An 11,939-nucleotide genomic window follows, 5' to 3' on the forward strand; every position below is an offset into this window, starting at 1 on the left:
GTCGGCGATCATCCGCATAGCAAACTAGTTAGCCAGACTCAGCAACAAGCTTCCGCAGCACGTCGTGCAGGTTGGCCACGAGCGCGGCGTTCTCCCCGGGATGTTTGCCGTCCAGCGATCCGATCGGCACCGACAGTGCCAGCGCGTCGACGATGTTGGCGCCGGCGATGCCGAACGACTTGCGCGTTTCGTCGTGCGCCCACACCCCGCCGTAGCGGCCGAGTGCTGCACCGATCACCGCGACGGGCTTGCCGGCGACTGCACTTTGGCCGTACGGCCGCGACAACCAGTCGATCGCATTCTTGACCACGGCCGGGATGCCGCCGTTGTATTCGGGGGTGATCACCAACAGGGCGTCGGCGTCGGCAACCGCGGCGCGCAGCCTGCCGGCCGCCGCCGGCGCCGTTTGGCCGTCGATGTCTTCGTTGTAGAACGGCAGCTCGCCGAGCCCCTCGTACAGCGTCACGGCAGCACCTTCCGGCGCATTGGCTGCCGCGAGCTCGGCGATCTGACGGTTGACCGAGGCGGCGCGCAGGCTTCCGACCAAGACCAGCACCCTGATGTCCGACATGTGATGATCCTTCCGCCGTTCGAGTCGATCCTCGCATGCCCTAACCGGACCACAGTCCGAATTGTTCCAGCTGAGTTAAAGTCAAGCATGGTCGCCGCCCACGAGCCGCTGCGCGTCTCAGACCAGACCACACAGGAACGCGGCGACGCTGCCCGCAATCGCGAACTGCTGTTGGGTGCGGCGCGGCGGCTCATCGCCGAGCGCGGCCCGGATGCGGTGAAGATGGACGACATCGCCGCCGAGGCGGGCGTCGGCAAGGGCACACTGTTCCGCCGATTCGGCAGCCGCGCCGGGTTGATGGTCGTGCTGCTCGACGAGGACGAGCAGGCGCTCCAGCGGGCCTTTCTGTCCGGCCCGCCGCCGCTGGGGCCCGGCGCGCCTGCGCTGGACCGCCTGCTGGCATACGGCCGCGCGCGGTTGACTTTCGTCGCCGAGCACCTCGGCGTGCTGTGCGACGCTGCCCGCGACCCGCAGACCCGCTACAACGCGCCGGCCACCCTGCATCGCACCCATGTCCGCGTTCTGCTCGAGGCGGCCGGAACAACCGGAAGTCTCGACGCCCAGGCCGACGCGCTTTTAGCGCTTCTCGAGCCCAGTTATGTCGCTCATCAGCTGCGCGACGCCGGCTTGGCGCTCGACACCCTCGGGGACCGTTGGGAAGACGTCGCGCGCAAGTTGTGCGGACGATGAGCGCTCGCGCGAAGAGCAGACGGCACCGATGACGAATTCGCCGCGCTGGATTCTGCATGTCGACCTCGACCAGTTCCTCGCGGCCGTCGAGGAGCGGCGCCATCCCGAACTAGCGGGATTGCCGGTCATCGTCGGCGGCAGCGGAGACCCGACAGAGCCGCGCAAAGTCGTCACCTGCGCGTCTTACGCGGCCCGCGAGTTCGGCGTGCATGCGGGGATGCCGCTGCGCACCGCGGCGCGCAAGTGCCCAGATGCGACGTTCCTGCCGTCGGATCCCGCCGCCTATGACGCCGCCTCCGAAGAGGTGATGAACCTGTTGCGCAACTTGGGTTTTCCGGTCGAGGTGTGGGGCTGGGACGAGGCGTATGTGGGCGCCGACGTGGATGACCCGGTGGAGCTGGCCGAGCGCATCCGCGCGACGATCGCCGCGGAGGCGCAGCTGTCGTGTTCGGTCGGCATCAGCGACAACAAGCAACGCGCGAAGGTGGCGACCGGATTCGCCAAGCCGGGCGGCATCTTCGCGCTCACCGATGCGAACTGGATGGCGGTGATGGGCGACCGCGCGGTCGACGCACTGTGGGGCGTCGGCCCGAAAACCGCCAAAAGGCTTGCGGCGATGGGGATTACGTCAGTTTCCCAACTCGCTGCGACGGACGCCGACGCACTTACGTGCGCCTTCGGCCCGACAATCGGGCTGTGGTTGCTGTTGTTGGCCAAGGGTGGTGGCGACACCACCGTGAGCGCCAAGCCGTGGATCCCGCGATCGCGCAGCCACGTGATCACCTTTCCGCGCGACTTGACCGATCGCACCGAAATGGACGCAGCGATAGCCGATTTGGCGCGTCGCACACTCGCCGAGGTGACTGCGGAGTCGCGGATCGTCACGCGTGTCGCTGTCACCGTCCGCACGTCGACGTTCTTCACCCGCACCAAGATCCGCAAGCTGCCGAAGCCGACGGTCGACCCCGACGTGGTCGTGCCGGCGGCATTGGGTGTCCTCAACCTCTTCGAGCTGGACCGGCCGGTGCGGCTGTTGGGCGTGCGCCTGGAGTTGGCGGCGCCCGCGCCGATCACGTCCGCGGCATCACGCGGGTGAAGGTGTCGTTGGCCACTCGCATTGCGATGCTGTACGGCCACCACGCAAACCGCTTGAACATGTACAGCGCGCGTATGTCGTTGGACGTGTAGATCAGGAAGCGGTTCTTGCGAACTCCGGCCAGTATTTTGTCGGCGACCGCCTCCGGCGCGACTGCATGCCCGGTGAACCGACTGACTAAGCGCTGCACCCGCGGGTTGTTCCGGTCGACACCGGCGATCTCCACCGTATTCACCAGCGGGGTGTTGACAGCTCCTGGCACCACCACCGACACACCGATCCGGTGGCGCGCGAGGTCGAAGCGCAACACCTCAGACAACCCCCGCAGTCCGAATTTGCTTGCGCTATAAGCGGAATGCCACGGCAATGCCACCAATCCAGCAGCCGACGATACGTTCACCAGATGCCCGCCGCGACCCGCGGCCACCATCGGCGGCACGAACGTCTCGATCACGTGGATCGGCCCCATGAGGTTGATCGAAATCATCGAGCTCCACTGGTCGTGGGTGAGCTGGTCGACGGTCCCCCATGCCGACACGCCCGCGATGTTCATGACGATGTCCATGCTCGGATGGGCCGTGTGGATGTCGGCGGCGAAGCGGGCGACTTCGTCATAGTCGGATATGTCGAGCGCGCGGTGCTCGGCCACCGTGGCGCCCAGTGCGCGGGCGTCGGCGACGGTGGTGGCGAGGCCGTCCGCGTCACGGTCGGTGAGGTACAACTCGGCGCCGTCGGCCGCCAACTTCAGTGCGGTCGCCCGGCCGATGCCGCTGGCCGCGCCCGTCAAGAAAACCCGTTTTCCTGCGAACCCCTGCGCCACGGGCGTGACCCTACCGGGTATCGCCCGCACCGCCCCACAGTGCCGCGAGCCACAGCCGTTCGAGCACTCGCAGCCCACGTTGCACGTCGCGGTCCGGGCCCAGGAAGGTCGCGTCGCCGGAGAGCATCAGCGCCGTAGCTGCACCGAGAGTGCGTACCAATGCCGGTATGTCGTCGCTGATAGGCCGCGCCGTGCCGGCCGCGCATTCGGCCTCGACGACGCGCACGATCTGGTCGATCACGGTGTCGATCTGACCGTCGAGGATCTCGCGGATCTTGGCGTCGGTATTGCGGGCGTTGTTGCACGCCGTCATCACCGGATCGTTGTGCGCGAAAACCGCGGCGGCGCTGCCGACCATCCGCGTGGCGAACTCGGCCGGCGTCTCGTCGGCGCCCCGCGGCGCGAAGTAGTGCGTGAGCTCCTCGAGCTCATGTGTGGCCTCGGCCAGGATCAGGGCCAGCACGTCGTATTTCGAGTCGAAGTAGAAGTAGAACCCGGACCTGGCGATGCCGGCCCGCTCGCTGATCGCACTGACCGACAAGTCCGCAAAGGACTGCTCCTGCAACAGTTCTCGGACCGCGGTGACGATCGCCTCGCGCTGCCGGTCGCCGCGGCTGCGGCGGGCGGCCGACTGTGCGGGCTCAGCAGTCATGCCTTGCACTGTTCCATCACCGCTGGTCGACGACAAACTTGACAGCCGTCAAGTATGCCCGTCAGGATAAAGCCGAGTGACCTCGACCACACACTTCAACGGCGGGAGAACGCATGGCGACCATCAGTACCCGGGATTATTTGATCGATCAGGCGAAGCGCCGGTTGACGCCATCGTTCAACAACTTCCCTGGCATGGGTGCGGTCGAACGCAAACTTCTCCAAACGGATTTCCCGCAGAAAAAGCTTGCCGATCCGCCGCCGGGCAGCGGGCTGAAGCCGGTCGTGGGCGACGCGGGACTGCCCATCCTCGGGCACATGATCGAAATGCTGCGCGGCGGCCCGGACTACATGCTGCATCTGTACAGGACCAAAGGCCCCGTCGTGTTCGGCGATTCGCCGGTGCTGCCCGGTGTCGCGGCGCTGGGGCCGGACGCCGCGCAGGTCATCTATTCCAACCGCAACAAGGATTACTCGCAGCAGGGCTGGGTACCGGTGATCGGCCCGTTCTTCCACCGCGGGCTGATGCTGCTCGATTTCGACGAGCACATGTATCACCGGCGGATCATGCAGGAGGCGTTCGTCCGCTCCCGGCTCGTCGGCTATGTCGAGCAGATGGACAAGGTCGTGTCTCAGGTCGTCGTGCGGGACTGGGTGGCCAATGACGCGCGGTTTCTGCTGTATCCGGCGATGAAGGAGCTGACCCTCGACATCGCGTCGATGGTGTTCATGGGCCACGAACCGGGCACCGACAAAGAGCTGGTGACCAAGGTGAACAACGCGTTTGCCGTAACCACCCGCGCAGGAAACGCGATCATCCGCACCAGCGTGCCGCCGTTCAAGTGGTGGCGCGGACTGCGGGCGCGCCGGCTCCTGGAGAACTATTTCGAAGAGCGGGTCGCCGAACGCCGCGGCAAGGAAGGCAACGACCTGCTGACCGTGCTGTGCCAGACCGAAGACGAAGACGGCAACCGGTTCTCTGACGAGGACATCGTCAACCACATGATCTTCTTGATGATGGCCGCACACGACACGTCCACGTCGACCGCGACGACGATGGTGTACAACCTTGCGGCGCACCCAGAATGGCAGGATCGCTGCCGCGACGAATCGGACCGGCTTGGCGACGGGCCGCTGGACATCGACTCACTAGAGAAGCTGGAGTCGCTGGACCTTGTGATGAACGAGTCGATCCGGTTGGTGACGCCTGTGCAGTGGGCCATGCGCCAGACCGTGCGGGACACCGACCTGCTGGGCTACTACATTCCCGAGGGCACCCAGGTCATCGCGTACCCGGGGATGAATCACCGGCTGCCCGAGATCTGGACGGACCCCCTGAAGTTCGATCCGGAGCGCTTCACCGAACCGCGCAACGAGCACAAGCGGCACCGCTACGCGTTCACCCCGTTCGGCGGTGGCGCGCACAAGTGCATCGGCATGGTGTTCGGCCAGCTGGAGATCAAGACGATCTTGCACCGGCTGTTGCGCCACTACCGGCTCGAGCTGCCACGGCCCGACTACAAGGCTCGCTGGGATTACGCGGGCATGCCGGTGCCGATGGACGGCATGCCGATCGTGCTGCGGCCGCTCACCGGCCGGTGATTTCGGCGCTTGTCGCTTTTCGCGCAAGCGCTCATCGACGCCGCCAGGTGAACTTCTTCGCGTCGACGTCGAGCTCGGTGTACCACGCGACCGACATCAAGCGATTGGCGCACGCGATGATCGCGCGCAGCGCCGACTCGGTCTTGTCCTCCGCCCAGCCCATTGCCCATTGGACGTGCTGGCCGTCGGTGCCTTGGATGAACGTGGCGGTGTGGGTTCCGGACTCGAGCTGGTGGAAGCGCAGCATGTCGATGAAGATCCCGCAGCCGAACAACATAGAGATCAATGCGTCGACGGCCCCGGTGGACGCGACGGTGGCGGTCTCGATGCGGTCGCCGATCGCAAAGGTCGCGTGATAGATCCGCGGCTGAGGTCCGAGCCGGGTGGCCGGCTTGTCGGCATCCGCACAGGTGAACGAACCGAGCCGCAGCGGGCCGGAGACGGGACTGTAGGTGGCGGTGAATATCTCCCACGACATGTGCTCGGCGTCCTCGCGAAGCCCCCGCGGCAGGGGAACGCGGAAACGGCTCGACGGTGAGTCGTAGGCGTGAGCCGCGGTGTCGGTGCTCGGTGAAGGTGTCATGGGTGCCGGTCCTCGGATCGAAGGAAGATGACCGACGTAGTAGCTCGACCCACAGCGGGGGGTCGGCCTGAATCAGACCCCGCTGCGGGCCGCTACTACGAGAAGCCTAGGCACGTCGCCGACAATAGACGCTGCTGCGCAGTCGGTGCAACCGAATCAGCTGGTAGCTAGCGAATCGATGGCATCCTGCAGCTTCTTCGTAACCTCGTCGGCGACTGGTTGCAGGCCGGCGTTTTCGGTGACGTCCACCAGGACCTTCGGGTTCATTGCCTCAACCAGGACTGTGCCCGGGGTGTCGGGGTCTTCTCGCACGACGACATTGCACGGCAGTAGCAGGCCGATCTGGCGATCGGCATCGACGGCTCGATGTGCCAGCGGTGGGTTGCACGCCCCCAGGATGAGGTAGGCCTCCATGTCGACGCCGATCTTCTCCTTGAGCGTCGACTTGACGTCGATCTCGGTGAGTACCCCGAACCCGTTCTGGGCGAGCGCAGCCCGGGTCTTTTCGACTGCATCCTCGAACGACGTGCGCAGCGCGGTTGACAAAGCAATGTTCACGTTCATCACCGTAGCTCTCTGACGCCCTCGTCAGCAGACCTACGAAGCGAGAAGATCTCGGCCCGACGCGATCTGATTGCCCAGGGTCACAAGGTGAATGGCGGCGGCGTGCAGGTACTCGCCGGCCTCGCGAGTGGCCTGCCCTTGGAGATAGCGCACCCAGGTCCCTTCGATCACCGTGCCGAGCTTGAAGCACGCCAGCGCCAGATACCAGGGCAGGTAATCGGTGCGACGGCCGCCGGCCACGTGGTAGGCCTCGAGCAGCTCGCGACGGCTGGCCAAACCGCCGAGCGCAGCCAACGCCTTACCACTGCCCAGTGGGTCGGCATCGCTGGGCCAGCACACCAGCATCCAGCCGAGGTCCAACAGCGGATCGCCGACCGTGCACATCTCCCAGTCGACGAACGCCGCCACCTCTGGCCGGTCGCGACGCAACAACACGTTGTTGAGGTGAGCATCGCCATGCATGACGCCCGGAGCGGAATCCGGTGGCTGGTTGTCCTCCAGCCAATCCGCGAGCCGATCGACACCAGGCAGCGCATCGTGCGGGTAGTTGGGCTGCTGACGGTAGGCCTCGACGAAGCCGCGAAATTGCGGAACTTGGCGTGCCACAAAGGATCCCGGTCGTTTGAGCTCGGCCAGCGGGCTGCCTTCCCATGGCACCTGGCCGAGGGTGGCCAGACCCGCCGCGTAATGCAGGCCGACGTCGTGGCGAAACTTCGGCTTGTCGACGTAGGTCGGGGCCACCTCAGTGCCGGGGTTGAACCCGTCGACGTAGGCCATGAGGTAGAACACCACCCCCAGAACGTCCAGATCTTCACAGCCACAGACGAATTCGGGATGCGGTACGCCAGTGCCCGCGAGCGTGCGGAGCACCGCGATCTCGCGCTGCATGGTCTTGTTACTGGTCGGCCGCGGATGTGCCGGCGGGCGGCGCAACACCATCCGGCGTCCGTCGACGCGCAGTCCCACCACAATGTTCTGAGTGCCCCCGGCAAGCGGTGTCACGTCGGTGACCTCTGACCCGATGCCGTGCTCCCGTATCCAGTTCCGCAGCACCGCGAGGTCCTCGTCGGTAAGCGATTCCGCCATCGCACGATCGTAAGCACGCTCGGGGCCGCGCGGCGGGAAGCGCCATTGTGCACAGGCGCAGCACGGTCCTATCGTGAGGATCATCGGGGCGACGGAGCGGGCGATGCACGAGATGGCCATCACTGAGAGCGTGGTCGACACCGTCTGCGAACACGCCGGAGGCCGGCGCGTGCACAGCGTCCGGGTGCAAGTCGGCGCGCTGTGCGCCGTGGTTCCCGACTCCATGCAGTTCTGTTTCGGCTTGGCCACTGAAGGCACCGTTGCCGAAGGAGCGCGCCTGGATCTCGATCTGCAGCCCGCGTTGGCGCGGTGCCGCGCCTGCGGCGCCGAGTTCGGCGTCGACGACCTGATCTTGCTGTGCGGATGCGGCAGCGCCGACGTCGAAGTGCTTGCCGGACGCGAACTGCGGATTCTCTCGATGGAAGTGAGCTGACATGTGCGCTACCTGTGGATGCGGCGACGACGGTGCAGTCATCACCGTCGCCGGCGAGACCGGCCACCACCACCCGCACAGCCATGACCATCACCACGATCACCCCCACGAGCATGGGCCGGCGACGCACACCATCTCGCTGGAACAGAAAGTCCTAGCCAAGAACGACGAGCTCGCGGAGCGGAACCGAAAATGGTTGGCGCAGCGCAACATTGCCGCCTTCAACCTCACCAGTTCCCCCGGCGCCGGCAAGACCACTCTGCTGGAGCGCACTATTCGCGAGCTGCAGGGCCGGCGACCGGTCGCCGTCATCGAGGGTGACCAGGAGACGTTGCTGGACGCCGAACGCATCCGCGCCACCGGCTGCCGCGTGGTTCAGGTCAACACCGGCGCCGGGTGTCACCTCGACGCCGAGATGACCCGCCGTGCGCTGGAAAGCCTGGCACCAGAGCCCAACTCGGTGGTGTTCATCGAGAACGTCGGCAATCTGGTCTGCCCGGCCCTGTTCGACCTGGGCGAGCAAACCAAAGTCGTCGTCATTTCGGTGACAGAAGGCGCCGACAAACCGCTGAAGTATCCCCATATGTTCTCTGCCGCCGAACTCGTCCTGATCAACAAGACCGACTTACTCCCCTATGTCGATTTCGATCTTGATGTCTGCGCATCGTATGCGCGGTCGATCAACCCGAATGTCGACATCATCCCGGTGTCGGCCACGACGGGTGACGGCGCCTCTGCGTGGTACGCGTGGATTGACGCTCACGCAAACAACTATTGCGAAACTGGACGTTGACAAGTCTTTGCTCCGGGAGTAGACCCAGAAACTAGCGCCACGCAAGTGGGCCGATGGTCGACTCCTGTGGTGCAGGGACACGGGTCGTCCCGGAAAGAGCTGCTAAATGCCAACTGAGGCAGCAGTCCAAGCAGAAGAGACCTTGATCCATGTCTTGTGGATCAATGCCGGTCTGAGTTGTGACGGCGATTCCGTGGCGTTGACTGCCGCCACCCAACCCAGTGTCGAAGAAATTGCTCTCGGCGCACTTCCGGGGCTACCAAAGGTCGCCGTCCATTGGCCCCTGATCGATTTCGAATGCGGGCCGAACGGGGGCGCCGACGACTTCCTCGAATGGTTCTTCAAAGCCGACCGCGGCGATTTGGAACCGTTCGTGCTCGTCGTCGAAGGGTCCATTCCGAACGAGCAGCTGCACGACGAGGGCTACTGGTGCGGATTCGGTAACAATCCGGCCACCGGTCAACCGATGACCACCAGCGAATGGCTCGATCGGCTGGCGCCGAAGGCCACCGCAGTGGTCGCCGTCGGCACCTGCGCGACCTACGGAGGCATCCATGCGATGGCCGGTAACCCCACCGGCGCGATGGGAGTCCCCGACTACCTGGGGTGGGACTGGAAGAGCAAAGCGGGCATCCCGATCGTCTGTGTCCCGGGTTGCCCCATCCATCCCGACAACCTCTCCGAGACATTGACATACCTGCTGTACATGGCCACAGGTCAGGCGCCGATGATTCCGCTCGACGACGCGCTGCGGCCGAAGTGGTTGTTCGGCCAGAGCGTCCACGAGGGGTGCGATCGGGCCGGATATTACGAGCAGGGCGATTTCGCGACCGAGTACGGATCCCCGAAATGCATTGTGAAGCTGGGATGTTGGGGTCCGGTGGTGAAGTGCAACGTGCCCAAGCGTGGCTGGATCAACGGTATCGGCGGTTGCCCGAACGTCGGCGGCATCTGCATCGGCTGCACCATGCCGGGCTTCCCGGACAAGTTCATGCCGTTCATGGACGAACCCCCGGGCGGCAAGTTGTCGTCCACCGCGTCGACGATGTACGGCTCGGTGATCCGCAGCCTGCGTCACATCACCGGCCGCACTGTCGACAAAGAGCCGAAGTGGCGGCATCCGGGAACCAAGCTGGAAACGGGAGCAACCCGCACCTGGTAGGTGCGCGTTGTGTTCTGCGCTCTGCCAGCGGCTTTCGCGTCTTCTAGCAGCGCCACACGCATCAACGAGAGAGAAGTCCGATGACAACGATCACCCCCGAACCGACACAGGCGAAGCGTGAACCCGGCCAGCTGGTCGAGATGGCGTGGGATCCGATCACCCGGATCGTGGGCAGCCTGGGCATCTACACCAAGATCGACTTCGAGAACAAAGAAGTGGTGGAATGCCATTCGACATCGTCGATCTTCCGCGGCTACTCGCTGTTCATGAAGGGCAAGGACCCGCGCGACGCGCACTTCATCACCAGCCGCATCTGCGGGATTTGCGGTGACAACCACTGCACCTGCTCCTGCTACACGCAGCAGATGGCGTACGGCGTCCAGCCGCCCCACCTGGCCGAGTGGCTGGTCAACCTCGGCGAGGCCGCGGAATACATGTTCGACCACAACATCTTCCAGGAGAATCTGGTCGGCGTGGACTACTGCGAGAAGATGGTCGCGGAGACCAATCCCGGTGTACTGGCCAAGGCCGAGAACACTGCGGCACCACACGCAGACATGCACGGCTACAAGACCATCGCCGACATCATGCGCGCGCTGAACCCGTTCACCGGCGAGTTCTACCGGCAGGCACTGCAAGTCAGCAGGTGGACACGAGAGATGTTCTGCCTCATGGAAGGTCGCCACGTTCACCCGTCGACGTTGTACCCGGGTGGTGTCGGCACCACCGCCACCATCCAGTTGATGACCGACTACATGACGCGGCTGATGCGCTACGTGGAGTTCATGAAAAGCGTGGTGCCGATGCACGACGACCTGTTCGACTTCTTCTACGAGGCGCTGCCGGGGTACGAGAAGGTCGGCCTGCGTCGAACCCTGCTCGGCTGCTGGGGGTCGTTCCAGGATCCCGAGCACTGCAACTTCTCCTACAAGGACATGGAGAACTGGGGCCGCAAGATGTTCGTCACGCCGGGCGTGGTGGTGGACGGCAAGCTCGTCACCACCTCGCTGGTCGACATCAACCTCGGCATTCGAATCCTGTTGGGGCACAGCTACTATGACGACTGGACCGACCAGGAGATGTTCGTCAAGACCGATCCGCTGGGCAATCCGGTGGACCGGCGCCACCCATGGAACCAACACACCAATCCCAAGCCGCAGAAGCGCGACTTCGACGGCAACTACAGCTGGGTGATGGCGCCGCGCTGGTTCGACGGTAAAGATCATCTCGCCCTCGACACCGGCGGCGGGCCGCTGGCCCGCTTGTGGTCGACGGCACTGGCCGGGCTGGTCGACATCGGCTACATCAAGTCGACCGGCCACAGCGTGAAGATCAACCTTCCCAAGACGGCGCTGAAAGGCCCGGTCGAGCTGGAGTGGAAGGTGCCGCAGCACGGCAGCAACACCATCGAACGCAACCGGGCCCGCACCTACTTCCAGGCCTATGCTGCGGCGGCCGCCCTGCACTTCGCCGAGAAGGCGTTGGTGGAGATCCGTGCCGGGCGCACCAAGACCTGGGAGAAGTTCGACGTGCCCGACGAGGGCATCGGGTGCGGCTTTACCGAGGCGGTTCGCGGTGTGCTGAGCCACCACATGGTGATTCGCGACGGCAAGATCGCCAACTACCACCCATATCCGCCCACCCCATGGAACGCGAACCCACGCGACAGCTACGGCACCCCGGGGCCGTACGAGGATGCCGTGCAAGGCCAGCCGATCTTCGAGGAGAACGACAGGGAGCATTTCAAGGGCATCGACATCATGCGCACGGTCCGCAGCTTCGATCCGTGCCTGCCCTGCGGTGTGCACATGTATCTGGGCAAGGGCAAGACGCTCGAGAGACTGCACTCTCCGACCCAGTCCGTGACCGGGGAGTGACGTATGGCCGA

General features: G+C 64.8%; 13 protein-coding genes. 7 read left to right on the forward strand and 6 right to left on the reverse strand.

Annotated features, from left to right (window positions below):
- Positions 1–28 precede the first annotated feature (28 nt).
- Complete coding sequence (locus AC5Y4N_RS11330; RefSeq protein WP_499907946.1) at positions 29–571, reverse strand: NAD(P)H-dependent oxidoreductase; 543 nt, start codon at positions 569–571, stop codon at positions 29–31.
- Between the two features lie 87 nt (positions 572–658).
- Here AC5Y4N_RS11330 and AC5Y4N_RS11335 point away from each other — a divergent pair, with 87 nt between their 5' ends.
- Together AC5Y4N_RS11335 and AC5Y4N_RS11340 are read left to right on the forward strand one after the other, a co-directional pair.
- A complete protein-coding gene (locus AC5Y4N_RS11335; protein WP_499907945.1) occupies positions 659–1,261 on the forward strand; it encodes a TetR/AcrR family transcriptional regulator in 603 nt (200 codons plus the stop codon).
- Between the two features lie 28 nt (positions 1,262–1,289).
- On the forward strand, positions 1,290–2,357 hold the full coding sequence (locus AC5Y4N_RS11340) for a DNA polymerase IV (protein WP_499907944.1): 1,068 nt from the start codon (positions 1,290–1,292) through the stop codon (positions 2,355–2,357).
- Here AC5Y4N_RS11340 and AC5Y4N_RS11345 read toward each other — a convergent pair.
- Entirely contained in the window at positions 2,332–3,177 is an 846-nt protein-coding gene (locus AC5Y4N_RS11345) for an SDR family oxidoreductase (RefSeq protein WP_499907943.1), read from the reverse strand. The genes AC5Y4N_RS11340 and AC5Y4N_RS11345 overlap by 26 nt on opposite strands.
- 10 nt (positions 3,178–3,187) lie before the next feature.
- Positions 3,188–3,829, reverse strand: a complete 642-nt coding sequence (locus AC5Y4N_RS11350; RefSeq protein WP_499907942.1) for a TetR/AcrR family transcriptional regulator — start codon at positions 3,827–3,829, stop codon at positions 3,188–3,190.
- Between the two features lie 113 nt (positions 3,830–3,942).
- Here AC5Y4N_RS11350 and AC5Y4N_RS11355 point away from each other — a divergent pair, with 113 nt between their 5' ends.
- Positions 3,943–5,430, forward strand: coding sequence for a cytochrome P450 (locus tag AC5Y4N_RS11355; protein WP_499907941.1), 1,488 nt, complete (start codon positions 3,943–3,945; stop codon positions 5,428–5,430).
- 31 nt (positions 5,431–5,461) lie between these two features.
- Here the strand turns inward: AC5Y4N_RS11355 and AC5Y4N_RS11360 are convergent, their stop codons facing one another.
- The 3 genes from AC5Y4N_RS11360 to AC5Y4N_RS11370 form a co-directional block, all read right to left on the reverse strand.
- Positions 5,462–6,013, reverse strand: a complete 552-nt coding sequence (locus AC5Y4N_RS11360) for a homocitrate synthase (RefSeq protein WP_499907940.1) — start codon at positions 6,011–6,013, stop codon at positions 5,462–5,464.
- A 156-nt stretch (positions 6,014–6,169) separates the two neighbouring features.
- Positions 6,170–6,571 carry a DUF302 domain-containing protein gene (locus AC5Y4N_RS11365; protein WP_499907939.1) on the reverse strand — a complete coding sequence of 134 codons (402 nt, stop codon included), beginning with the start codon at positions 6,569–6,571 and terminating at the stop codon, positions 6,170–6,172.
- Positions 6,572–6,610: 39 nt separating this feature from the next.
- On the reverse strand, positions 6,611–7,663 hold the full coding sequence (locus AC5Y4N_RS11370) for a phosphotransferase family protein (RefSeq protein WP_499907938.1): 1,053 nt from the start codon (positions 7,661–7,663) through the stop codon (positions 6,611–6,613).
- A gap of 103 nt (positions 7,664–7,766) precedes the next feature.
- Here AC5Y4N_RS11370 and AC5Y4N_RS11375 point away from each other — a divergent pair, with 103 nt between their 5' ends.
- The 4 genes from AC5Y4N_RS11375 (at position 7,767) to AC5Y4N_RS11390 (ending at position 11,928) form a co-directional block, all read left to right on the forward strand.
- The gene (locus AC5Y4N_RS11375; protein WP_499908076.1) at positions 7,767–8,096 is read left to right on the forward strand and encodes a hydrogenase maturation nickel metallochaperone HypA/HybF; all 330 of its coding nucleotides are present in this window, start codon (positions 7,767–7,769) and stop codon (positions 8,094–8,096) included.
- Position 8,097: 1 nt separating this feature from the next.
- Positions 8,098–8,889 carry a hydrogenase nickel incorporation protein HypB gene (gene hypB / locus AC5Y4N_RS11380; protein WP_499907937.1) on the forward strand — a complete coding sequence of 264 codons (792 nt, stop codon included), beginning with the start codon at positions 8,098–8,100 and terminating at the stop codon, positions 8,887–8,889.
- A 106-nt stretch (positions 8,890–8,995) separates the two neighbouring features.
- Positions 8,996–10,051 carry an NADH-quinone oxidoreductase subunit B family protein gene (locus tag AC5Y4N_RS11385; RefSeq protein ID WP_499907936.1) on the forward strand — a complete coding sequence of 352 codons (1,056 nt, stop codon included), beginning with the start codon at positions 8,996–8,998 and terminating at the stop codon, positions 10,049–10,051.
- A gap of 80 nt (positions 10,052–10,131) precedes the next feature.
- Positions 10,132–11,928: a nickel-dependent hydrogenase large subunit gene (locus tag AC5Y4N_RS11390; protein ID WP_499907935.1), complete on the forward strand. Its 1,797-nt coding sequence runs from the start codon at positions 10,132–10,134 to the stop codon at positions 11,926–11,928.
- The last annotated feature ends 11 nt before the right edge of the window (positions 11,929–11,939 follow it).

This window comes from Mycobacterium sp. NGS19, from assembly GCF_059813155.1.

What these genes read in the sequence shown, in the direction of transcription:
- AC5Y4N_RS11330 (WP_499907946.1), bottom strand. Translation starts at nt 571, where the DNA reads ATGTCGGACATCAGGGTGCTGGTCTTGGTCGGAAGCCTGCGCGCCGCC.
- AC5Y4N_RS11335 (WP_499907945.1), top strand. Translation starts at nt 659, where the DNA reads ATGGTCGCCGCCCACGAGCCGCTGCGCGTCTCAGACCAGACCACACAG.
- AC5Y4N_RS11340 (WP_499907944.1), top strand. Translation starts at nt 1,290, where the DNA reads ATGACGAATTCGCCGCGCTGGATTCTGCATGTCGACCTCGACCAGTTC.
- AC5Y4N_RS11350 (WP_499907942.1), bottom strand. Translation starts at nt 3,829, where the DNA reads ATGACTGCTGAGCCCGCACAGTCGGCCGCCCGCCGCAGCCGCGGCGAC.
- AC5Y4N_RS11355 (WP_499907941.1), top strand. Translation starts at nt 3,943, where the DNA reads ATGGCGACCATCAGTACCCGGGATTATTTGATCGATCAGGCGAAGCGC.
- AC5Y4N_RS11360 (WP_499907940.1), bottom strand. Translation starts at nt 6,013, where the DNA reads ATGACACCTTCACCGAGCACCGACACCGCGGCTCACGCCTACGACTCA.
- AC5Y4N_RS11370 (WP_499907938.1), bottom strand. Translation starts at nt 7,663, where the DNA reads ATGGCGGAATCGCTTACCGACGAGGACCTCGCGGTGCTGCGGAACTGG.
- AC5Y4N_RS11375 (WP_499908076.1), top strand. Translation starts at nt 7,767, where the DNA reads ATGCACGAGATGGCCATCACTGAGAGCGTGGTCGACACCGTCTGCGAA.
- hypB (WP_499907937.1), top strand. Translation starts at nt 8,098, where the DNA reads ATGTGCGCTACCTGTGGATGCGGCGACGACGGTGCAGTCATCACCGTC.
- AC5Y4N_RS11385 (WP_499907936.1), top strand. Translation starts at nt 8,996, where the DNA reads ATGCCAACTGAGGCAGCAGTCCAAGCAGAAGAGACCTTGATCCATGTC.
- AC5Y4N_RS11390 (WP_499907935.1), top strand. Translation starts at nt 10,132, where the DNA reads ATGACAACGATCACCCCCGAACCGACACAGGCGAAGCGTGAACCCGGC.